At 73.8% G+C, this 20,696-nt stretch carries 15 protein-coding genes; 9 read left to right on the top strand and 6 right to left on the bottom strand.

Going from position 1 to position 20,696, the window contains the following annotated elements; genetic code table 11:
• Positions 1-16 precede the first annotated feature (16 nt).
• From ACF1BN_RS04865 to speB, 3 genes are all read right to left on the bottom strand, one after another.
• A complete protein-coding gene (locus ACF1BN_RS04865; RefSeq protein WP_392330483.1) occupies positions 17-3,742 on the bottom strand; it encodes an ABC transporter ATP-binding protein in 3,726 nt (1,241 codons plus the stop codon).
• A 248-nt stretch (positions 3,743-3,990) separates the two neighbouring features.
• Positions 3,991-5,673 carry a thiamine pyrophosphate-binding protein gene (locus tag ACF1BN_RS04860; RefSeq protein ID WP_392330152.1) on the bottom strand — a complete coding sequence of 561 codons (1,683 nt, stop codon included), beginning with the start codon at positions 5,671-5,673 and terminating at the stop codon, positions 3,991-3,993.
• 76 nt (positions 5,674-5,749) lie between these two features.
• Positions 5,750-6,715, bottom strand: a complete 966-nt coding sequence (gene speB / locus ACF1BN_RS04855; RefSeq protein WP_392330151.1) for an agmatinase — start codon at positions 6,713-6,715, stop codon at positions 5,750-5,752.
• A 118-nt stretch (positions 6,716-6,833) separates the two neighbouring features.
• Between speB and ACF1BN_RS04850 the strand changes: the two genes are divergently transcribed.
• Entirely contained in the window at positions 6,834-8,252 is a 1,419-nt protein-coding gene (locus ACF1BN_RS04850) for a PucR family transcriptional regulator (RefSeq protein WP_392330150.1), read from the top strand.
• An 8-nt stretch (positions 8,253-8,260) separates the two neighbouring features.
• Here ACF1BN_RS04850 and ACF1BN_RS04845 read toward each other — a convergent pair whose 3' ends face one another.
• A complete protein-coding gene (locus ACF1BN_RS04845) occupies positions 8,261-8,866 on the bottom strand; it encodes a hypothetical protein (protein ID WP_392330149.1) in 606 nt (201 codons plus the stop codon).
• A 164-nt stretch (positions 8,867-9,030) separates the two neighbouring features.
• On the opposite strand from ACF1BN_RS04845, the gene ACF1BN_RS04840 reads away from it, so the two are divergent.
• The 4 genes from ACF1BN_RS04840 (at position 9,031) to ACF1BN_RS04825 (ending at position 13,358) form a co-directional block, all read left to right on the top strand.
• On the top strand, positions 9,031-10,269 hold the full coding sequence (locus ACF1BN_RS04840; RefSeq protein ID WP_392330148.1) for a helix-turn-helix domain-containing protein: 1,239 nt from the start codon (positions 9,031-9,033) through the stop codon (positions 10,267-10,269).
• 77 nt (positions 10,270-10,346) lie between these two features.
• On the top strand, positions 10,347-11,504 hold the full coding sequence (locus ACF1BN_RS04835) for an acyl-CoA dehydrogenase family protein (RefSeq protein WP_392330147.1): 1,158 nt from the start codon (positions 10,347-10,349) through the stop codon (positions 11,502-11,504).
• On the top strand, positions 11,505-12,386 hold the full coding sequence (locus ACF1BN_RS04830) for an acyl-CoA thioesterase (RefSeq protein ID WP_392330146.1): 882 nt from the start codon (positions 11,505-11,507) through the stop codon (positions 12,384-12,386). It abuts the gene before it with no gap.
• A 21-nt stretch (positions 12,387-12,407) separates the two neighbouring features.
• The gene (locus ACF1BN_RS04825) at positions 12,408-13,358 is read left to right on the top strand and encodes a cation diffusion facilitator family transporter (protein ID WP_392330145.1); all 951 of its coding nucleotides are present in this window, start codon (positions 12,408-12,410) and stop codon (positions 13,356-13,358) included.
• Positions 13,359-13,457: 99 nt separating this feature from the next.
• Here ACF1BN_RS04825 and ACF1BN_RS04820 read toward each other — a convergent pair whose 3' ends face one another.
• Together ACF1BN_RS04820 and ACF1BN_RS04815 are read right to left on the bottom strand one after the other, a co-directional pair.
• Positions 13,458-14,240, bottom strand: a complete 783-nt coding sequence (locus ACF1BN_RS04820; RefSeq protein WP_392330144.1) for a phosphatase — start codon at positions 14,238-14,240, stop codon at positions 13,458-13,460.
• A gap of 68 nt (positions 14,241-14,308) precedes the next feature.
• Positions 14,309-14,908, bottom strand: a complete 600-nt coding sequence (locus ACF1BN_RS04815) for a TetR/AcrR family transcriptional regulator (RefSeq protein ID WP_392330143.1) — start codon at positions 14,906-14,908, stop codon at positions 14,309-14,311.
• A gap of 87 nt (positions 14,909-14,995) precedes the next feature.
• Here ACF1BN_RS04815 and ACF1BN_RS04810 point away from each other — a divergent pair, with 87 nt between their 5' ends.
• Genes ACF1BN_RS04810 through ACF1BN_RS04795 form a run of 4 tightly spaced genes read left to right on the top strand, consistent with a single transcriptional unit; the run spans position 14,996 to position 20,656 of the window.
• A complete protein-coding gene (locus ACF1BN_RS04810; RefSeq protein WP_392330142.1) occupies positions 14,996-16,603 on the top strand; it encodes a carboxyl transferase domain-containing protein in 1,608 nt (535 codons plus the stop codon).
• Between the two features lie 20 nt (positions 16,604-16,623).
• Positions 16,624-18,549: a biotin carboxylase N-terminal domain-containing protein gene (locus tag ACF1BN_RS04805; protein WP_392330482.1), complete on the top strand. Its 1,926-nt coding sequence runs from the start codon at positions 16,624-16,626 to the stop codon at positions 18,547-18,549.
• A complete protein-coding gene (locus ACF1BN_RS04800) occupies positions 18,546-19,487 on the top strand; it encodes a hydroxymethylglutaryl-CoA lyase (protein ID WP_392330141.1) in 942 nt (313 codons plus the stop codon). The genes ACF1BN_RS04805 and ACF1BN_RS04800 overlap by 4 nt, the downstream gene beginning before the upstream one ends.
• Before the next feature lie 8 nt (positions 19,488-19,495).
• The gene (locus ACF1BN_RS04795; protein WP_392330140.1) at positions 19,496-20,656 is read left to right on the top strand and encodes an acyl-CoA dehydrogenase family protein; all 1,161 of its coding nucleotides are present in this window, start codon (positions 19,496-19,498) and stop codon (positions 20,654-20,656) included.
• The last annotated feature ends 40 nt before the right edge of the window (positions 20,657-20,696 follow it).

The raw sequence follows: 20,696 nt of genomic DNA, 5'->3' as shown, positions 1-20,696 counted from the left end.
TCATGAGCCCCCGTACTCAGATCGCGGCCGGTTCCTCCTCCGGCTCCGCCTCGCCGATGAAGGTGCGCCACAGGGTCGCGTACCGGCCGTCCAGGGCGAGGAGCTCGTCGTGGCTGCCGTCCTCGGCGACCCGGCCGTGGTCCATGACGACCACCCGGTCGGCGCGCGCGGCCGTGGTGAGGCGGTGGGCGACGATCAGCGTCGTGCGGCGGCCGGAGAGCCGCTCGGTGGCGGCGTTCACCTGGGCCTCGGTGGCCAGGTCCAGGGCGGCCGTGGCCTCGTCGAGGAGGAGGACGTCCGGGTCGACCAGCTCGGCCCGGGCGAGGGCGATGAGCTGCCGCTGGCCGGCCGAGAGGTTCCGGCCGCGCTCGGCGACCTCGTGGAGGTAGCCGCCGTCGAGGGTGGCGATCATGTCGTGCGCGCCGGCCGCGCGGGCCGCCGCCTCCACCTCGGCGTCGGTGGCGCCGGGCCGCCCGTAGGCGATGGCGTCGCGGACCGTCCCGGCGAAGAGGTACGCCTCCTGGGGGACGACGCCGAGCCGGTGCCGGTACGAGGTGAGGTCCAGGTCGCGCAGGTCGGCGCCGTCCGCGGTGACCCGGCCCGAGGTCGGGTCGTAGAACCGGGCGACCAGCTTGACCAGGGTGGACTTGCCGGCGCCGGTCTCGCCGACGAACGCGACCGTCTGACCGGCGGGGATCCGCAGGTCGATCCCGGTCAGCGCGGCCTCCTCGGTGCCGTAGGCGAAGGAGACGGACTCGAAGGCGATCTCGCCGCGCAGCGAAAGCACCTCGCGGGGCTCCTCGGCCGGGGCCGTGGAGGTCGGCTCCTGGAGCAGTTCCCGCATGCGCCCGAGGGAGACGGCGGCCTGCTGGTAGCCGTCGAAGACCTGGGAGAGCTGCTGGACGGGGGCGAAGAAGAGGTCGATGTAGAGGAGGTAGGCGACGAGGGCGCCGGTGGTGAGGGTGCCGGCCTCGATCCGGTTGGCGCCGACGATCATGACGGCCGCGGCGGCGCCCGAGGAGAGCAGGGTGACGAAGGGGAAGTAGACCGAGATCAGCCACTGGCCGCGCACGCGCGCGTCCCGGTAGGACTCGCCGCGCTCCGCGAACCGCGCGGCGCCCGCCCGCTCCCGGCCGAAGGCCTGCACGATCCGCAGGCCGGCGACGGACTCCTGGAGGTCGGCGTTGACGACGCTGATCCGCTCGCGGGCCAGCTCGTACGCCTTCACGCTGGACCGGCGGAAGTAGTAGGTGGCGACGGCGAGGACCGGCAGGGTCGCGAAGACGACCAGGGCCAGCTGGAGGTCGAGGACCACCAGCGCCACCATGATCCCGAAGAAGGTGACGACCGAGACGAAGGCGGTGACCAGACCGGTCTGGAGGAAGGTGGACATCGCGTCGACGTCCGTGGTCATCCGGGTCATGATGCGGCCGGTGAGCTCGCGCTCGTAGTAGTCCAGGCCGAGCCGCTGGAGCTGGGCGAAGATCTTCAGGCGGAGCGCGTAGAGGACCCGCTCGCCGGTGCGGCCGGTCATCCGGGTCTCGGCGGTCTGCGCGACCCACTGGACGAGGACGGTGACCAGGGCGAGCGCGGAGGCGGACCAGACGGCGCCGACCGCCAGGCGGTTCACCCCCTCGTCGATGCCGTGCCGGATCAGGACCGGCAGGAGCAGCCCGGCCCCCGCGTCGAGGGCGACCAGGCCGAGGCTGATGAGGAGGGGCGCGCCGAAGCCGCGCAGCAGCCGGCGGAGTCCGTAGCCGGTCTCCGGCTCCACGGCGCGGGACTCGTCCACCTCGGGAGTGTCGGCGGCGGGCGGCAGGGCGGCGACGGCCGCCAGCAGCTCGGGGGTGGCTCCGGCCGTCTCGGCCGCGCGGTCGGCGGTCTCGTCCCGTACCCACAGGGCCGGGGTGATGCCCCGCTCGGCGTCGAACTCGGCGTCCAGCTCGGCCCGCAGCGGGTCGTCCTCCCGGGGCGCGGGGCCGGTCCTCAGGACGTGGCCGGGGGAGACGCCGCCGAGCTCGTCCGGGTCGGTGAGGAGCCGGCGGTAGAGCGCGGAGCGCTTCTCCAGCTCCTCGTGGGTGCCGAGGTCGGCGAGCCGGCCGCCGTCGAGGACGGCGATCCGGTCGGCCAGGCCGAGGGTGGAGCGGCGGTGGGCGATGAGCAGGGTGGTCCGGCCCGCCATGACGGCCTTCAGTGCCTCGTGGATCTCGTGCTCGACCTTGGCGTCCACGGCGGAGGTGGCGTCGTCGAGGACGAGGAGGCGGGGGTCGGTGAGGATCGCGCGGGCCAGCGCGACCCGCTGGCGCTGGCCGCCGGAGAGGGTGAGGCCGTGCTCGCCGACCTTGGTGGCGTAGCCCTCGGGCAGTTCGGCGATGAAGCCGTCGGCGCGGGCGGCCCGGGCGGCGGCCTCGATCTGCTCGTCGGTGGCGTCGGGGACGCCGTACGCGATGTTGGCGCGGACGGTGTCGGAGAAGAGGAAGGAGTCCTCCGGGACGAGCCCGATGGCGGCCCGCAGGGACTCCAGGGTCAGCTCGCGGACGTCGTGGCCGCCGACGAGGACGGCGCCCCGGTCGACGTCGTAGAAGCGGGGCAGGAGGAGCGAGGCGGTGGACTTGCCGGAGCCCGAGGAGCCGACGAGGGCGACGGTCTCGCCGGCCCGCAGCTCCAGCGAGAAGCCGTCGAGGACGGGCTTCCCGTCGCCGTACGCGAAGGTGACGCCGTCGAACTCGACGGTGGCGGGGGCGTCGGCCGGCAGTTCCTTGGTGCCGTCCGCGATGGCCGGCTCGGTGTCGATCAGCTCGACGACCCGGTCCACGCCCGCGCGTGCCTGCTGGCCGACGGTGAGGACCATGGCGAGCATCCGGACCGGGCCGACCAGGGAGGCCAGGTAGGCGGAGAAGGCGACGAAGGTGCCGAGGGTGATCTGGCCCTTGTAGGCGAGCCAGCCGCCGAGCGCGAGGACGGCGACCTGGCCCAGGGCGGGGACGGCCTGGAGGGCGGGGGTGTAGCGGGAGTTCAGCCGGATGGTCCGCAGCCGCGCGGCGAACAGCTTCCGCCCCGCCTCCCGGATCTTGCCGGTCTCCTGGTCCTCCTGCCCGAAGCCCTTCACGACCCGGACGCCGGTGACGGCGCCGTCGACGACGCCGGCGACACCGGCGGCCTCCTGCTGGGCTGCCCAGGTGGCCGGGTGGAGCCGGGTGCGGCTCCGCTTGGCGATCCACCACAGGGCGGGGGCGACGGCGAGGGCGACGAGGGTCAGCGGGATCGAGAGCCAGGCCATGACGGCCAGCGAGATGACGAAGAGGAGGATGTTCCCGATCGTCATCGGGAGCATGAAGAGCAGGCCCTGGATGAGCTGGAGGTCGCTGGTGGCGCGCCCGACGACCTGCCCGGTGGACAGCTCGTCCTGCCGCCGCCCGTCGAGCCGCAGGATCGTCCCGTACATGTCGTCGCGCAGGTCCCGCTGCACGTCGAGCGCGAGCCGGCCGCCGTAGTAGCGGCGGATGTAGGTCAGGACGTAGACGAGCACGGCGGCGCCGAGGAGCAGCCCGGTCCACACGGCGAGCGACCGCGAACCGGCGCCGATCACGTCGTCGATGATCACCTTGGTGATGAGCGGCACCAACGCGAGCAGCGCCATGCCGGCCAGCGACGAGCCGAGCGCCAGCACGACGTCCGTCTTGTACCGCCAGGCGTACGACCACAGCCGCCGCGCCCACCCCTGTTGCCGTTGCTGCCCCACCACCGTCACGTGGCGCCTCCCGTCCGTCCTGGTCTGCCGGAAGGCCACAACGTGCCCGACGTGCGATTTCATCCCGCCGCAACAAAGACGGGCCTGAAGTCCTAGGACCCCGGGGCCGGCCGGGCGCCTGCCGGCGGCCGCGGTACGTCACGGGTCCGGCCCCGGCCGCGAGGGCGCGGAAGACGGCGAGGGCGGTCCCGGCGGGCCGGCCCTCGCGGCGCTCCGGCCCCCGGGCCGGGGCGGTCCGCTCAGAGGTGGGTCGGTTCGAACATCTTCAGGAGGGCCGGGAGGACGACGACCGAGGGGCCCGGGGTGGCCAGGGCCTCGGAGAGGTCGGCGGTCAGGGTGTCGGGGGTGGTGCGGACGGCGGGGACGCCGAAGGACTCGGCGAGGGCGACGAAGTCGGGCCGGGCCAGCTCCGTGCCGGTGGCCTCGCCGAAGGCGTCCGTCATGTACTCGCGCAGGATGCCGTAGCCGCCGTCGTCGACGATCAGCCAGGTGACGTCGAAGCCGTACTGCCTGGCCGTCGCCAGCTCCGCGATCGAGTACATCGCGCCGCCGTCGCCGGAGACCGCGAGGACCGGGGTCGTCGGGTCGGCGGCGGCGGCGCCGAGGGCGGCCGGGAAGCCGTAGCCGAGGCCGCCGGCGCCCTGCGCGGAGTGCATCGTGTTGGGGTGCCGGGCGTCGAAGGCGGACCACGCCCAGTAGGCGAGGATCGTCATGTCCCAGAAGCTCGGCGCCCGGGAGGGCAGCGCCTCGCGGACCGAGGCGACGATCCGTCGCTCCAGGTCCAGGTCCTGCGCGGCCAGCCGGTCGGCGACCTTGTCCAGGACCGCGCGGACCCGGGCCGGGGCGGTGGTGTCGGTGCGCTCCCCGGCCGTCTCCAGGAGCGCCTGGAGGGCGAGGCGCGCGTCGGCGTGGATGCCGAGCGCCGGGTGGTTGGACTCCAGCTTGCCCGCGTCCGCCTCGATCTGGATCACCCGGCCGCGCGGGGCGAAGGTGTGGTAGTTCGAGGACAGCTCGCCGAGGCCCGAGCCGACGACGAGGACGACGTCGGCGTCCTCCAGGAAGTCGGTGGTGTGCCGGTCCTCCAGCCAGGACTGGAGGGAGAGCGGGTGTTCCCACGGGAAGGCGCCCTTGCCGCCGAAGGTGGTGACCACCGGCGCGTCGAGGCGTTCGGCGAGCGCGAGGAGCTTGCCGGAGGCGTCGGAGCGGACCACCCCGCCGCCGGCGATGATCGCCGGGCGCTCGGCCGTCGACAGCAGGTGCGCGGCGAGGGCGGTCAGCTCGGGGCGCGGGACGATGTCCTCGGGCGTGGCGTCCATGGCCGTGACCACCGGGAGGGTGGTCTCGGCGAGGAGCACGTCCTGCGGGATCTCGACCCAGACCGGGCCGTGCGGGGCGGTGAGCGCCGACTCCCAGGCCGCGGCGATCGCGGACGGGATCTGGGAGTGCGTACGGACGGTGTGGACGGACTTCACGACGTCCCGGAAGCTGGCCTGCTGGTCGCGGAGCTCGTGGAGATGGCCGTGCCGGCCGCCGCCGAGTCCGGCGGCGGGGATCTGGCTGCCGATGGCGAGGACCGGCGCGGAGGCGGCGGCGGCCTCCTGGAGCGCGGCGAGCGACATGAGGGCGCCGGGTCCGGTGGAGAGCAGCAGCGGGGCCGCCTCGCCGGTGACGCGGCCGTAGGCGTCGGCGGCGAAGCCCGCGTTGTTCTCGACGCGGAGGCCGACGTACCTCAGCGAGGAGCGGCGCAGGGCGTCGAACATGCCGAGGGCGTGCTGGCCGGGGAGACCGAAGACCGTCGTGGCGCCGAGGCCGGTGAGGGTCTCGATGACGAGGTCGCCGCCGGTCCGCCCCGCGGGCGGGTTCAGCGCGGCCTCGATCTGGGCGGCGGTCGGTCGCAGGACCAGGTCGTGGTCGTGGGTCATGTCGGGGTCCCCTGGGCGTCGTGGTCGATCGTGCGCGAGGGGTGCCCGGCCCGGTCCGGCCGGGCACCCCCGGGAATTATCGGCTCGCCGCGATCTGGCGGCTCATGATCGTGGTCAGCTCGTAGGCCGTGTGGGAGGCGGCGACCGCGGTGATCTCGGCGTGGTCGTAGGCGGGGGCGACCTCGACGACGTCGGCGGAGACGAGGTTGCAGGAGGAGAGGCCGCGGAGGATCTCCAGGAGCTCGCGGGAGGTCATGCCGCCCGCCTCGGGGGTGCCGGTGCCGGGGGCGTGGGCCGGGTCGAGGCAGTCGATGTCGATGGAGATGTAGAGCGGGCGGTCGCCGATGCGCTGGCGCAGCTGGTCGGCGACCTCGTCGGCGCCGCGGCGGTAGATGTCCGCGGAGGTGACGATGCCGAAGCCCATCTTCTCGTCGTCGGTGAGGTCCTGCTTGCCGTAGAGCGGGCCGCGGGTGCCGACGTGGGAGAGGGCCTCGGTGTCGAGGATGCCCTCCTCGACGGCGCGGCGGAACGGGGTGCCGTGGGTGTACTCGGCGCCGAAGTAGGTGTCCCAGGTGTCCAGGTGGGCGTCGAAGTGGAGCAGGGCGACGGGGCCGTGCTTCTTGGCGACCGAGCGGAGCAGCGGGAGGGCGATGGTGTGGTCGCCGCCGAGGGTCATCATGCGGGCGCCGGTGCCGAGGATCTCGTCGGCGGCGGCCTCGATGGTCTCGACGGCCTCGTTGATGTTGAACGGGTTGGCGGCGATGTCGCCGGCGTCCGCGACCTGGGCGAGGGCGAACGGGGAGGCGTCCTGCGCCGGGTTGTACGGGCGGAGCAGGCGGGAGGCCTCGCGGATCGCGTTGCCGCCGAAGCGGGCGCCGGGGCGGTAGGAGACGCCGGAGTCGAAGGGGACGCCGACCACGGCGATGTCGGCGGTGCCGACCTCGTCGAGCCGCGGCAGGCGGGCGAACGTCGCGGGACCGGCGTACCGCGGGACGCGGGACGAGTCGATCGGGCCGCGCGGGGTGTTCTGGTCGCTGCTCATGGTCGGTGCCTCCTGGGCTGTCGTCGGGGTTCGGCTCGACCGTAAATCGCCCGGAAGCCACATTGAAGTGTACTTTTCCTCCATCGAAGGGGTCTGAGATGTACGAAGGGACCATGTCGTGACGCTCTCGCGTTCGCTCGCCACTCCCCCGACCCCCCCGGTCCCCCTCGCCGCGCTGCTCGCCCGCCGGGAGCTCGGGCTGCGGCTGCTCGCCGGTCCGGAGGACGTGGCGCTGCACTGGGTGCACACCTCGGAGATGGCCGACCCGTACCCGTACCTGCTCGGCGGCGAGCTGCTGATGACGGCGGGCGTGCAGCTGACGGATCCGGCGCGGTACGTGGAGCGGGTGGTGGAGGCGGGGGCGGCGGCGCTCGGCTTCGGGGTGACGCCGGTGTACGACACGGTGCCGGCGGAGCTGGTCGAGGCATGCGTCCGGCAGGGGCTGACGCTGATCGAGGTGCCGCCCCGGACGCCGTTCACGGCGGTGGCGCGGGCGCTGTGGCGGCTGATGGCGGAGGCCCGTCTGCACGAGCTGCGCCGGGTGACGGAGGCCCAGCGGTCGCTCGCCACGGCCGCGGCCCGGCCGGCGCCGGTCCCGGCGGTGCTGGGCGCCCTGGCCTCCCGGCTGGGCGGCCGGGCGGTGCTGTACGGCGTGGACGGCACGGAGTCGGCGGCGGCCGGCCGTGAGCTCGGGCCCGAGGCGGCGCGTGCGCTGGCGGACCTCGCCGGGGTGGTCGGGCCGCGGCCGGGCGGACCGGCGTCGGCGAGCGGGGAGGGCGGCGGGCTGAAGCTCGCGGCGTACGCGCTCGGCGGCGGCGACGGGCTGACCCTGGGGGTGGCGACGGAACGGCGCGACCCCGGCGACCACACGGTCGCCGGGGTGGCGGTGGTGCTGCTGTCCCTGCTGACGGCCCCGCACGGGGCCGGCGACGTGTCGGTGCGGGACGCGGCCCTGACGGGGCTGCTGCTCGGCGCCCCGGCGGCGGAGACGGCCGCCGCGCTCTCCCCCGGCCCGTGGACGGTGGCGCACGCGCGGGGCGGCGACGGTACCCCCTTCGCGGCGGCCGGTCTGGCGGCGGCGCTGGGCACGGACCTGGTGGAGGCCGGTCCGACGGTACGGCTCCTGCTGCCGCCGGGCGCGGCGGCGACCGTCCAGCCGGGCTGGACGCTCGGCGTGAGCGCCCCCGCCGCCCCGGACGCCCTCCCGGCGGCGGACGCCCAGGCCGCGCGGGCGCTGCGCCGTGCGGAGGCGACCCGGGTCCCGCTGGTTCGGCACCGGGCGAACGGCCTGGCGGGTCTGGTGGACCCGGACGAGGCCGCCGCCCACGCGCGCGTGCTTCTCGCTCCCCTCAGCGAGCCGCAGGCGCAGACGCTGCGCACCTGGCTGTCCCTGCACGGCAGCTGGGACCGCACGGCCGCCGCGCTGGGCGTCCACCGCAACACGGTCCGGCAGCGGATCGCCCGCTGCGCGGTCCTCCTCGGCCGCGACCTGGACGACGCGGACGCGCGGATGGAGCTGTGGTTCGCGCTCCGGTGAGGACCGGGTCAGTACAGCTTGTTGACGGCGGTCTTCGTGGTGGTGCGGAAGGCGGTCAGCGGGGCGTCCTTGAAGTCGCCCATCTGGCCCCAGCGGACGAAGGTGACCGTCCTGCCGTCGCGGCCCACCGAGAAGAGGTGGATGTCGGTGTTGCCGATCTGCGGGTCGGCGGTGTCCAGGCTGTAGACCCAGGCGCCCTCCTCGACGGCGAGCTTGCCGTGGAAGGCGCTGACGGCCTTCAGGCCCGGGTTCTGCTTCTCCAGGAGGGAGCCGCAGCCGGCGAGGGACTTGCGGAGGGTGTCGACCAGCTTCACGGCGTCGGCCTCGGTGCGGGCGACGTTGGTGATCTGGACGCCGTTGGTGTCGAGCTCGGTGCTGAACTCGCGGTAGCGGGAGTTCTGCGCCGGGATCTTGTACGGGGCGCAGAGGGCGCCGCCGTTCTCCGGGACGCCGTTGAAGATCTGGGTGGCGGTCCACGGCGTGGACGACTTCGGCATCTGGGAGGCCGCGAGGAAGGCGGGCTGGGCGGCGGCCTGCGCCGGGCCGGCGGCGAGGGCGGCGAGGCCCAGGGCGGCGGTGGCGGTGGCGGCGAGTGCGGCACGGAGCTTGTTCATGGTGGTGGATCCCCCGTCGGGTCGTTCGGTCAGTGCTCCATCAGCCTCGGGCCGCCGCCCGCCGCATGCAACGGTGACGCGCCCGTCCCCCGTCCCGGAACCATTCCACCCCCGCTGACGTGCAAGGACGTGAAGGCGTGGGACGCAGGGTCGAGGGGGATGGAATGCCGAAGGACGCCGCCGTCGAGGAGTTCGCGCGGTTCGTGCGCGCGTTGAAGGCGAGGGACGGGCGGAGTTACGAGGCGCTGGGCCGGCGCCTGAACGTCAGCGCGTCCACCCTCCACCGCTACTGCTCCGGCGCGACCGTCCCGGAGGAGTTCGGCGTGGTCGACCGCCTCGCCCTGCTGTGCGGGGCGGACGAGGAGGAGCGGCGGGCCCTGGAGGCCGCCTGGAGCCGCGCGGACCGCACCCGCCGCCCTCCGGCGCCGGAGGGCGCCCCGGCCTCGATGCCGGCGACGGCCCCGGAGGCCGTGTCCGGGTCGGATCCCAAGCCCGCCCCGGAGGCCGCGTCCGCCCCGGAGGCCGCGTCCGCGGCGGAGCCCGTACTCGCCCCGGAGGCGGTACCCGTCCCGGAGGTCGCGGCCGGGTCCGAGCTGGAGCCCGTGCACGCCCGCGTGCCGGGCCTCCCGTCCGAGCGGCGGCGGCGGCGTTGGGGGTGGCCGGCGGTGGTCGGCGGGGCGCTGGCGGTCGTGGGGGCGATGACCCTCGGAGCCGTACTCCTGCCGGGGAAGGCGCGGGAGCGGGCCGCCCAGCCTCCGGCGCCCCCGCCGCTGACGTGGACCGTCTCCTCGCACCTCTGGAAGAACGGGTGCGGGCACACCTATCTGGTGGAGCGGACGCCCCCTCCCCCGCCCGAGGCGGCCGACGCGCGGCGCTGGGCGACGGCGCAGGGGGCCGTGCACGGCGGCGAGACGCTGGTGCGGGTGTCGGTGCAGGGGAAGGGCGCCGCGGCGGTGGTGCTCCAGGCGCTGCACGTGCGGGTGGTGGAGCGGGACGCGCCGGTGCCGTGGGCGGGGTACCGGATGGACGACGGGTGCGGCGGGGCGGTGACGCCGCGCCGTTTCGAGGTGGACCTGGACCGGCAGCGGCCGGTGGCCCGGCCGCTGGACGGGTACGACGCCTCCGGTCAGGAGGGCCGGACGCTCCCTGCGGTCTCCTTCCCGTACGCGGTCAGCCTCACCGAGCCCGAGGAGCTGCTGGTCTCGGCGGCGGCGGTGAGGTGCGACTGCCGCTGGTACCTGGAGCTGGACTGGAGCTCGGAGGGGCGCCGGGGCACGGTCCGGATCGGGGACGAGGACGGCGGACCCTTTCGGACGAGCGGGGCGAAGGGGCGGCCCGTGTACGGGTACGACTCCGTGGGCAGGGCCTGGATCACAGGCGAGGAGTCTGGACAGGGCGGGTGACCGCTGGGTAACTTCGGAGGAGACAGACTGAGCAAGCGCTTAGACAACTGGCCCCGCACACCCGGAGGAGTCGCACCGTGCGCCGTACCGTATTCGACGAGGACCACGAGGCGTTCCGGGAGACCATCCGGGCCTTCATCGAGGCCGAGGTCGTCCCCGTCTACGACGAGTGGTTCGCGGCCGGCCAGGCGCCGCGCGACTTCTACTACAAGCTCGGCGAGCTGGGCATCTTCGGCATCAACGTGCCGGAGGAGTTCGGCGGCGCCGGCCTCGACACCCACAAGTTCGAGGCCGTCCTCTACGAGGAGACCTCCCGCGCCGGCGTGCAGTTCGGCGGCTCCGGCGTGCACGTGCTGCTCGCCCTGCCGTACATCAAGATGCTCGCCACCGGCGACCAGAAGAAGCGCTACCTGCCGAAGTTCGTCTCCGGCGAGGAGATGTGGGCCCTCGCGATGACCGAGCCGGGCACCGGCTCCGACGTCGCGGGCATGAAGACCACCGCCAAGCTCTCCGAGGACGGCACCCACTACGTCCTCAACGGCGCCAAGACCTTCATCACCGGCGGCGTCCACGCCGACCGCGTGATCGTCTGCGCCCGCACCTCCGCCCCCTCCGCGGAGGACCGCCGCTTCGGCATCTCGCTCTTCGCCGTGGACACCAAGTCCGAGGGCTACTCGATCGGCCGCAAGCTCGACAAGCTCGGCCTGAAGACCTCCGACACCGCCGAGCTCGCCTTCGTCGACGTCAAGGTCCCCGTCGAGGACCTCCTCGGCGAGGAGGGCAAGGGCTTCTCCTACCTCGGCCACAACCTCGCCTCCGAGCGCTGGGGCATCGCCTTCGGCGCCTACGCCCAGGCCAAGGCCGCCGTCCGCTTCGCCCAGCAGTACGTGCAGGACCGCGTCGTCTTCGGCAAGCCGGTCGCCCACTTCCAGAACACCAAGTTCGAGCTGGCCGCCTGCCAGGCCGAGGTCGACGCCGCCGAGGCCGTCGCCGACCGCGCCCTGGAGGCCCTGGACGCGGGCGAGCTGACCCCGGCCGAGGCCGCCTCCGCCAAGCTCTTCTGCACCGAGGTCGCCCACCGCGTCATCGACCGCTGCCTCCAGCTGCACGGCGGCTACGGCTACATGAACGAGTACCCGATCGCCCGCCTGTACGCGGACAACCGCGTCAACCGCATCTACGGCGGCACCAGCGAGATCATGAAGTCGATCATCGCGAAGAGCATGGGCCTGTAAGTGCCCGAGGCGCCTTCCGCACTGGATGACCTGCTCGCTCTGCTCGACCTGGAGCGGATCGAGCGGGACATCTTCCGGGGACAGTCCCGGTCCGCGATCGTCCCCCGCGTCTTCGGCGGCCAGGTGGCCGCCCAGGCGCTGGTGGCGGCGGGCCGGACCGTCCCCTCGGATCGTCTCGCCCACTCCCTGCACGCGTACTTCCTCGTGCCGGGCGACCCGGGCGCGCCGATCGTCTACGAGGTCGACCGCATCCGCGACGGCCGCTCCTTCACCACCCGGCGGGTCGTCGCGATCCAGCACGGCCGGCCGATCTTCCACCTCTCCGCCTCCTTCCAGGCGTACGAGGAGGGGCTCGACCACCAGGACGCGATGCCGGCCGCGCCCGACCCGGAGTCGCTGCCGACCGCCGAGGAGACGCTGCCGCGCCACCTGCCGGAGGGCGTGGCCCGGCGGCTCGTCGAGGCCCGCGCCGCCGTCGACCTGCGGTACGCCGACGTCCCGCCCTGGGGCTCCGTCGGGGAGCCGCGCGAGCCGCGCTCGCAGGTCTGGTTCCGCACCAACGGCAAACTGGGCGGCGCCGTCGACGAACCCCTGCTCCACGTCGTCCTCGCCACCTACGTCTCCGACATGACGCTGCTCGACTCGGTGCTGCTCGCCCACGGGCGCGGCGGCTGGGCCGTCGGCGACGTGGTCGGCGCCTCCCTCGACCACGCCATGTGGTTCCACCGGCCCTTCCGGGCCGACGAATGGCTCCTCTACGACCAGGAGTCGCCGTCCTCCTCCGGCGGGCGCGGCCTCGGCCAGGCGAAGATCTGGACCCGGGACGGGCGTCTGGCGATCTCCGTCATCCAGGAGGGTGTCGTTCGCGTCCCGCGCCCCTGACCGGACATACCGTCCGATGTCATGACGGATGCGGGCGGCAGGGCCGACAACAGCGAGAGCACCTTCACCGTGCTCGTGGCGGCGGGCGCGAACCTCGGGATCGCGATCGCCAAGGCCGTCGCGGGCGTCATCAGCGGATCGAGCGCGATGCTGTCGGAGGCCGCCCACTCGGTCGCCGACACGGTCACCGAGGTCATGCTGCTCACCGCGCTCAAGCGGAGCGAGAAGCCCGCCGACGAGGACCATCCCGTCGGGCACGCGGGTGAGCGGTACGTGTGGGCGATGCTCGCCGCCGTCGCCACCTTCGTCGGCGGCGCGGTCTTCGCGATCTACGACGGCATCCACACCCTCACCCACGGCGAGGAGCTCGGCGACCCGCTCGTCTCCTACGTCGTCCTCGCCGTCGCCTTCGTCCTGGAGGGCTTCTCCCTGCGGACCGGCGTCAAGCAGGTCAAGGCGGAGGCGGAACGGATGCGGGCGCCGTTCGCCCAGTACCTGCGGCTGACGCCGGACACCACCGTGAAGGCGGTCGTCCTGGAGGACGCGGCCGCGCTCGCCGGTCTGATGCTCGCCGCGGGAGGCCTCCTCGGCGGCCAGATCACCGGCTCCGGCGTCTGGGACGGCGTCGCCTCGATCCTGATCGGCTGCCTCCTCGTCTACGTGGCCTGGACACTGGGCCACGCCAACGCCCAGCTCCTCATCGGCCGCCCGCTGCCCCCGGCGATGCGCGCGGAGGTACGGGAGGAGCTGCTGGGCGTGGAGCCCGTGGTGGACGTCCTGGATCTGATCACCCTGATCCAGGGGCCGGGCGAGGTGCTGGTCGCCGCGAAGGTCGACTTCCGGGACGTGGCGACGGCCGCCGAGGTCGAGCGGGCCTGCGAACAGGCGGAGGCCCGGCTGCGGGCCCGCTTCCCCTCGGTGCGCCGGGTCTACCTGGACCCGACGCCGGGACCGGCCGGATCAGACCGGTAGGCCGGCCGGATCAGACGGACAGACCGGCCGCATCAGACCGGCAGACCGGCCACATCAGACCGGCAGACCGGCCGCATCAGACCGGCAGACCGGCCGGGGTCAGACGGACAGACCGGCCGCGTCGAGCACGTACGCGGTCAGCGGCTCGTAGAAGCGGGGGTCCACGACGTGGTCGTCGAGCGGAACGGTCACCTTCATCGTCCCCTCCGCCTCGGCGAGGAAGAGCGCCGGGTCGTTGCAGTCCGCGTAGCCGACGGAGTCGATCCCGCGCTGCGCGGCGCGGCCGGCCCAGCCGTGGTCGGCGACGACGAGGTCCGGCGCGGCCTCGCCGAGCAGGGCGAGGCCGTCGAGGATCGCGTTCATCGGCTCGGGCGAGTGGGTGTGCCAGAGGCTGGCGCCCCGCTCGAAGACGGCGACGTCGGCGAACTGCACCACGTACCCCTCGTCGGCGGTCAGCCCGCCCGGGATCCGCACGATGTCGCAGCCCTGCGCCCGCAGCGCGGCGGCGACCCGGCTGTGCGCGTCGATCAGCGCGCCCGGGTGCCCGGTCGCGAACAGCACCCGCTGCCGGCCGGCGGCGGCCTCCTTGAGCCGGGCGGCCATCCGGTCCAGGGCGTCCACGGTCAGCTCGGGGTCGATGGTGTCCTGGCCGGCCCGGTGGGCGGGGTCGTCGACCACACCGCAGCGCTCCGCCATGACCGCCAGGACGTCCTGCTCGTCCGTCCACCGGTCGCCGAGCTCCAGACCGAGCCAGTAGTGCCGGTCGCCGTTGGCGAGCTTCCGGTAGTGGGCCAGGTTGTTCTCACGGGGCGTGGCGACGTCCCCCGCGATCCGGCTGCGGAGGAGGTGCTCGACGAGGGCGTCACGGCTGAGTATCGGCATGCGCCTCATTCTGCCGCGCCCCCGCGCCCGCCGGGGCGGTGTCTCAGGACGCGCCACGCCGGGGCGGCTCAGGGGGCCGGGGTGTCCAGTGCGCGCAGCGCGCCGTGGGCCAGGTTCCTCAGGAGCTGTTCCAGGGCCTCGCGGGAGAGCGGGGTGCGCAGGTGGGGGGTGGAGTTGAGCAGGCCGAAGACCGCGTGGACCGCCGCCCGGACCTCCGGCTCGCCCGCCGCCGGGTGGAGGGTGCGCACGACGTCGACCCACAGCTCGACGTACTGCCGCTGGAGCTGCCGGACCCGCTTGCGGTCCTCGTCCTTGAGGCGGTCGAGCTCCCGGTCGTGGAGGGTGATGAGCGGCCGGTCGTCGAGGGCGAAGTCGATGTGGCCGTCGATGAGGGAGGCGAGCAGGGCCGCCGGGTCGCCGTCGGACGCCGCCGCCCGCAGCCGTCCGCCGTCGAGCAGCCGTTCGCTGATGCCGACGAGGAGCTCGGCGAGCATCGCGTCCTTGCCGGGGAAGTGGCGGTAGAGGCCGGGGCCGCTGATGCCGACCGCGGCTCCTATCTCGTCGACGCCGACGCCGTGGAAGCCGCGCTCGGCGAAGAGGCGGGCGGCCTCCTTGAGGATCTGCTCGCGGCGGGTCGACGCGTCCATCCGGGTCGGGCTCGTGGTCATGGATTCGATTCTAGACAACCCGGTTAGCGGTCGTTAACCTGGGACGCGTACGTTAACGCTCATTAACCGGACAAGGGAGATCGGTCGATGCAGCAGGCACCTGTGCTGTCGAGTGCGGCGGACCCCGCCTCGCCGGCCTGGCGGGCCAACGAGGCGGCGCACCACGAGCTGGCCGCGACCCTGCGCGCCAAGCTCGCCGAGGCCGCGCTCGGAGGCGGTGAGAAGTCCCGGGCCCGGCACACCGCGCGCGGGAAGCTGCTGCCGCGCGACCGGGTGGACACCCTCCTCGACCCGGGCTCGCCCTTCCTGGAGCTGGCACCGCTCGCGGCGCACGGCATGTACGGCGACCAGGCCCCGGCCGCCGGCGTCGTCGCGGGCATCGGACGGGTGAGCGGCCGCGAGTGCGTGATCGTCGCCAACGACGCCACCGTCAAGGGCGGCACCTACTACCCGATGACGGTGAAGAAGCACCTGCGGGCCCAGGAGGTGGCGCTCGACAACCGCCTCCCCTGCCTCTACCTCGTCGACTCCGGCGGCGCCTTCCTGCCGATGCAGGACGAGGTCTTCCCGGACCGCGAGCACTTCGGCCGGATCTTCTACAACCAGGCCCGGATGTCCGGCGCCGGGATCCCGCAGATCGCGGCCGTCATGGGCTCCTGCACGGCCGGCGGCGCGTACGTCCCGGCGATGAGCGACGAGGCGGTGATCGTCCGGAACCAGGGGACGATCTTCCTCGGCGGGCCGCCGCTGGTGAAGGCGGCGACAGGCGAGGTCGTCACGGCGGAGGAGCTGGGCGGCGGCGAGGTCCACTCCCGCGTCTCCGGCGTCACCGACCACCTCGCGGAGGACGACGCGCACGCGCTGCGGATCGTGCGGAACATCGTGGCGACCCTCCCCGAGCGGGGCCCGCTTCCCTGGTCGGTCGAGCCGGCCGAGGAGCCGAAGGTCGACCCGTACGGCCTGTACGGCGCGGTGCCGGTCGACTCCCGCACCCCGTACGACGTGCGCGAGGTGATCGCGCGGGTGGTGGACGGCTCCCGCTTCCAGGAGTTCAAGTCCGAGTACGGGCAGACGCTGGTCACCGGCTTCGCCCGGATCCACGGCCACCCGGTCGGGATCGTCGCCAACAACGGCATCCTGTTCGCCGAGTCCGCCCAGAAGGGCGCGCACTTCATCGAGCTGTGCGACCAGCGCGGGATCCCGCTGGTCTTCCTCCAGAACATCACCGGCTTCATGGTCGGCAAGGCGTACGAGCACGGCGGCATCGCCAAGCACGGCGCCAAGATGGTCACGGCGGTCGCCACCACCCGCGTGCCGAAGCTGACGGTCGTCGTCGGCGGCTCCTTCGGCGCCGGCAACTACTCGATGTGCGGCCGGGCCTACTCCCCCCGCTTCCTGTGGATGTGGCCGAACGCCAAGATCTCCGTCATGGGCGGCGAGCAGGCCGCCTCGGTCCTCGCCACGGTCAAGCGCGACCAGCTCGGGGACGCCTGGAGCGCCGACGAGGAAGAGGCGTTCAAGGCGCCGATCCGCGAGCAGTACGAGACCCAGGGCAGCGCCTACTACGCGACCGCCCGTCTCTGGGACGACGGCGTGATCGACCCGCTGGAGACCCGCCAGGTGCTGGGTCTCGCCCTGACCGCCTGTGCCAACGCGCCCCTGGGTGACCCCCAGTTCGGCGTCTTCCGGATGTGAGGACCACGACGATGCAGCACATGTTCGACACCGTCCTCGTCGCCAACCGGGGCGAGATCGCGGTCCGCGTCATCCGCACCCTGCGGGCGCTCGGCGTCCGCTCGGTGGCCGTGTACAGCGACGCCGACGCCGACGCCCGGCACGTGCGGGAGGCGGACACGGCGGTACGCATCGGGCCCGCGCCGGCCTCGGAGTCGTACCTCTCCGTGCCCGCGCTCCTGGACGCGGCCCGCCGCACCGGCGCGCAGGCCGTCCACCCCGGCTACGGCTTCCTCGCGGAGAACGCGGCCTTCGCCCGTGCCTGCGCGGAGGCGGGACTCGTCTTCATCGGGCCGTCCGCCGAGGCGATCGCCCTGATGGGCGACAAGATCCGGGCGAAGGACACCGTGCGGAAGGCCGGCGTGCCGGTCGTCCCCGGCGACGCCGACCCCCGGGTGGCCGAGGCCGCGCGGGAGATGGGCGCGCCGGTGCTGCTGAAGCCCAGCGCGGGCGGCGGCGGCAAGGGCATGCGGCTCGTCCGGGACCTGGCGGTCCTGGACGAGGAGATCGCGGCGGCCCGCCGGGAGGCGCGGGCCTCCTTCGGGGACGACACCCTGCTCGTGGAGCGGTGGATCGACCGGCCCCGGCACATCGAGATCCAGGTCCTGGCCGACACCCACGGGAACGTGGTGCACCTGGGCGAGCGCGAGTGCTCGCTCCAGCGCCGCCACCAGAAGATCATCGAGGAGGCGCCGAGCGTCCTCCTGGACGAGGCGACCCGGGCGGCGATGGGCGCGGCGGCCGTGGACGCGGCCCGCTCCTGCGGCTATGTCGGCGCGGGCACGGTCGAGTTCATCGTGCCGGGCGGCGACCCCTCCCAGTACTACTTCATGGAGATGAACACCCGCCTCCAGGTCGAGCACCCGGTGACCGAGCTCGTCACGGGCCTGGACCTGGTGGAGTGGCAGCTGCGGGTCGCGGCCGGCGAGCCGCTGGCCTTCGGCCAGGAGGACGTCCGGCTCGACGGCTGGGCGGTCGAGGCGCGGATCTGCGCCGAGGACCCCGCCCGGGGCTTCCTGCCGTCGGGCGGCACGGTGCTGGCGCTGGACGAACCGTCGGGCGACGGGGTACGGACCGACTCCGGCCTCGTCGAGGGCACCGAGGTCTCCTCGCTGTACGACCCCATGCTGTCCAAGGTCATCGTCCACGCGGCCGACCGCCCCACGGCGCTGCGCAAGCTCCGGGCCGCCCTCGCCGACCTCGTCACCCTCGGCGTCCCCACCAACGCGGGCTTCCTGCGGAACCTGCTCGCCCACCCGGACGTGGTGTCGGGCGCCATGGACACGGGCCTGGTGGAGCGGGACGCGGAGTCGCTGGTCGACGGGTCGGTGCCGGAGGAGGTGTACGCGGCGGCCGCCGCCGTGCGCCGGGCCGGGCTGGCCCCCGAGCCGCGGGCCGGCTGGACCGACCCGTTCGACGTGCCGAGCGGCTGGCGCCTCGGCGGCACGCCGAAGCCGCTCGTCTTCCCGCTCCGGGCGCCGGGGCTCGAAGCCGTCACGGTGGAGGCACCCGGCGGCGCGCGCGTGACGGACCGCTCCGTCACCGTCACCGTCGACGGCGTCACCCACACCTTCCGCCGGGCCGGCGCCTGGCTCGGCCGGGACGGCGCCTCCTGGCACGTCATGGACCACGACCCGGTCGCCGCCGCGCTCTCCGGGGCCCGGCACGGCGGCGCGGACACGCTCGCCGCGCCGATGCCCGGCACCGTCACCGTCGTGAAGGTGGCGGTCGGGGACGAGGTGGAGGCGGGACAGAGCCTGCTGGTCGTGGAGGCGATGAAGATGGAGCACGTCATCTCCGCCCCGCACGCCGGCACCGTCACCGAGCTGGACGTCACGCCCGGCCTGACCGTCGCCATGGACCAGGTCCTGGCCGTGGTCACCCCCCGCGAGGAGGACGCGGCATGACGCTCCCCGCCACGCTCCCCATGGCCTTCCCCGATCCGGCGCTGCCCGCCCGGGTCCGGATCCACGAGGTCGGGCCCCGGGACGGGCTGCAGAACGAGAGGACGGCCGTCCCGACCGGGGTGAAGGCGGAGTTCATCCGCCGGCTCGCCGCCGCCGGGCTCTCCACCGTCGAGGCGACCAGTTTCGTCCACCCCAAGTGGGTGCCCCAGCTGGCCGACGCCGAGGCGCTCTTCCCGCTCGTCCGCGACGTCCCCGCCCGCCTGCCCGTCCTCGTGCCGAACGAGCGCGGGCTCGACCGGGCGCTCGCCCTCGGCGCCCGCGAGGTCGCCGTCTTCGCCTCCGCCACCGAGTCGTTCGCCAGGGCCAACCTCAACCGGACCGTCGACGAGGCCCTCGCCATGTTCGAACCGGTCGTCGTCCGGGCCGTGGAGGCGGGCCTGAAGGTCCGCGGCTACCTCTCGATGTGCTTCGGCGACCCCTGGGAGGGCGCCGTCCCCGTCGAGCGGACCGTCCGCGTCACCAAGGCGCTGGCCGACATGGGCTGCGACGAGCTGAGCCTCGGCGACACCATCGGCGTCGCCACCCCGGGGCACGTCGGCGCGCTGCTGACCGGTCTGACGGAGGCCGGTGTGCCGGTCTCCCGGATCGCCGTGCACTTCCACGACACCTACGGGCAGGCGCTCGCCAACACGCTCGCCGCCCTGCGGCAGGGTGTCACCACCGTGGACGCCTCCGCGGGCGGCCTCGGCGGCTGCCCGTACGCCAAGTCCGCCACCGGCAACCTCGCCACCGAGGACCTCGTGTGGATGCTCGACGGCCTCGGCATCGAGACCGGGGTCGACCTGGCCGCCCTCACCGCCACGAGCGTGTGGATGGCCGAACAGCTGGGGCGTCCCAGCCCCTCCCGTACCGTCCGCGCCCTCTCCCACAAGGAGTGACGAAACCCATGTCCCTCGACCACCGGCTCACCGACGAGCACGAGGAACTGCGCCGCACCGTCGAGCAGTTCGCCCACGACGTGGTGGCGCCGAAGATCGGCGACCTCTACGAGCGGCACGAGTTCCCGTACGAGATCGTCGCCGAGATGGGCCGCATGGGCCTGTTCGGCCTGCCGTTCCCCGAGGAGTACGGCGGCATGGGCGGCGACTACCTCGCCCTCGGCATCGCCCTGGAGGAGCTGGCCCGGGTCGACTCCTCGGTGGCCATCACCCTGGAGGCGGGCGTCTCGCTCGGCGCCATGCCGGTCTACCGCTTCGGCACCGAGGAGCAGAAGCGCCAGTGGCTGCCGAAGCTGTGCTCCGGCGAGGTGCTGGGCGCCTTCGGCCTGACCGAGCCGGGCGCGGGCTCGGACGCGGGCGGCACCCGCACCACCGCCGTCCGGGACGGCGACCACTGGGTCATCAACGGCTCGAAGTGCTTCATCACCAACTCCGGCACCGACATCACGGGGCTGGTCACGGTCACCGCGGTCACCGGCCGCAAGCCCGACGGCCGTCCGCTGATCTCCTCGATCATCGTCCCGTCCGGCACCCCCGGCTTCACCGTCGCCGCGCCCTACTCCAAGGTCGGCTGGAACTCCTCGGACACCCGTGAGCTCTCCTTCGACGACGTCCGCGTGCCGGTGGAGAACCTGCTCGGCGAGGAGGGCCGCGGCTACGCGCAGTTCCTCCGCATCCTGGACGAGGGCCGCGTCGCCATCGCGGCGCTCGCCACCGGCCTCGCGCAGGGCTGCGTCGACGAGTCCGTGAAGTACGCGCGGGAACGTCACGCCTTCGGCCGGCCGATCGCCGACAACCAGGCCATCCAGTTCAAGATCGCCGACATGGAGACGCGGGCCCACATGGCCCGCATCGGCTGGCGCGACGCCGCCTCCCGCCTGGTCCAGGGCGAGCCCTTCAAGAAGGAGGCGGCGATCGCCAAGCTGTACTCCTCCACGGTCGCCGTCGACAACGCCCGCGAGGCCACCCAGGTCCACGGCGGCTACGGCTTCATGAACGAGTACCCGGTGGCCCGCATGTGGCGCGACTCGAAGATCCTGGAGATCGGCGAGGGCACCAGCGAGGTCCAGCGCATGCTGATCGCCCGCGAACTGGGCCTCGGCGGCTGACCGACCATCCGCGAACCGGGCCCCGGCCGCCGGCCGACCA

This window comes from Streptomyces sp. NPDC014861 (assembly GCF_043081625.1).
Classification (GTDB): domain Bacteria; phylum Actinomycetota; class Actinomycetes; order Streptomycetales; family Streptomycetaceae; genus Streptomyces.
The sequence above is the reverse complement of the archived record's forward strand: the minus strand, read 5'-3'. Positions and strand labels throughout refer to the sequence as shown.

Excerpts from the sequence above, each read along its gene's own strand:
- ACF1BN_RS04860 (WP_392330152.1), bottom strand. The coding sequence starts at position 5,673 with ATGACCCACGACCACGACCTGGTCCTGCGACCGACCGCCGCCCAGATC.
- speB (WP_392330151.1), bottom strand. The coding sequence starts at position 6,715 with ATGAGCAGCGACCAGAACACCCCGCGCGGCCCGATCGACTCGTCCCGC.
- ACF1BN_RS04845 (WP_392330149.1), bottom strand. The coding sequence starts at position 8,866 with ATGAACAAGCTCCGTGCCGCACTCGCCGCCACCGCCACCGCCGCCCTG.
- ACF1BN_RS04840 (WP_392330148.1), top strand. The coding sequence starts at position 9,031 with ATGCCGAAGGACGCCGCCGTCGAGGAGTTCGCGCGGTTCGTGCGCGCG.
- ACF1BN_RS04825 (WP_392330145.1), top strand. The coding sequence starts at position 12,408 with ATGACGGATGCGGGCGGCAGGGCCGACAACAGCGAGAGCACCTTCACC.
- ACF1BN_RS04820 (WP_392330144.1), bottom strand. The coding sequence starts at position 14,240 with ATGCCGATACTCAGCCGTGACGCCCTCGTCGAGCACCTCCTCCGCAGC.
- ACF1BN_RS04815 (WP_392330143.1), bottom strand. The coding sequence starts at position 14,908 with ATGACCACGAGCCCGACCCGGATGGACGCGTCGACCCGCCGCGAGCAG.
- ACF1BN_RS04810 (WP_392330142.1), top strand. The coding sequence starts at position 14,996 with ATGCAGCAGGCACCTGTGCTGTCGAGTGCGGCGGACCCCGCCTCGCCG.
- ACF1BN_RS04805 (WP_392330482.1), top strand. The coding sequence starts at position 16,624 with ATGTTCGACACCGTCCTCGTCGCCAACCGGGGCGAGATCGCGGTCCGC.
- ACF1BN_RS04800 (WP_392330141.1), top strand. The coding sequence starts at position 18,546 with ATGACGCTCCCCGCCACGCTCCCCATGGCCTTCCCCGATCCGGCGCTG.
- ACF1BN_RS04795 (WP_392330140.1), top strand. The coding sequence starts at position 19,496 with ATGTCCCTCGACCACCGGCTCACCGACGAGCACGAGGAACTGCGCCGC.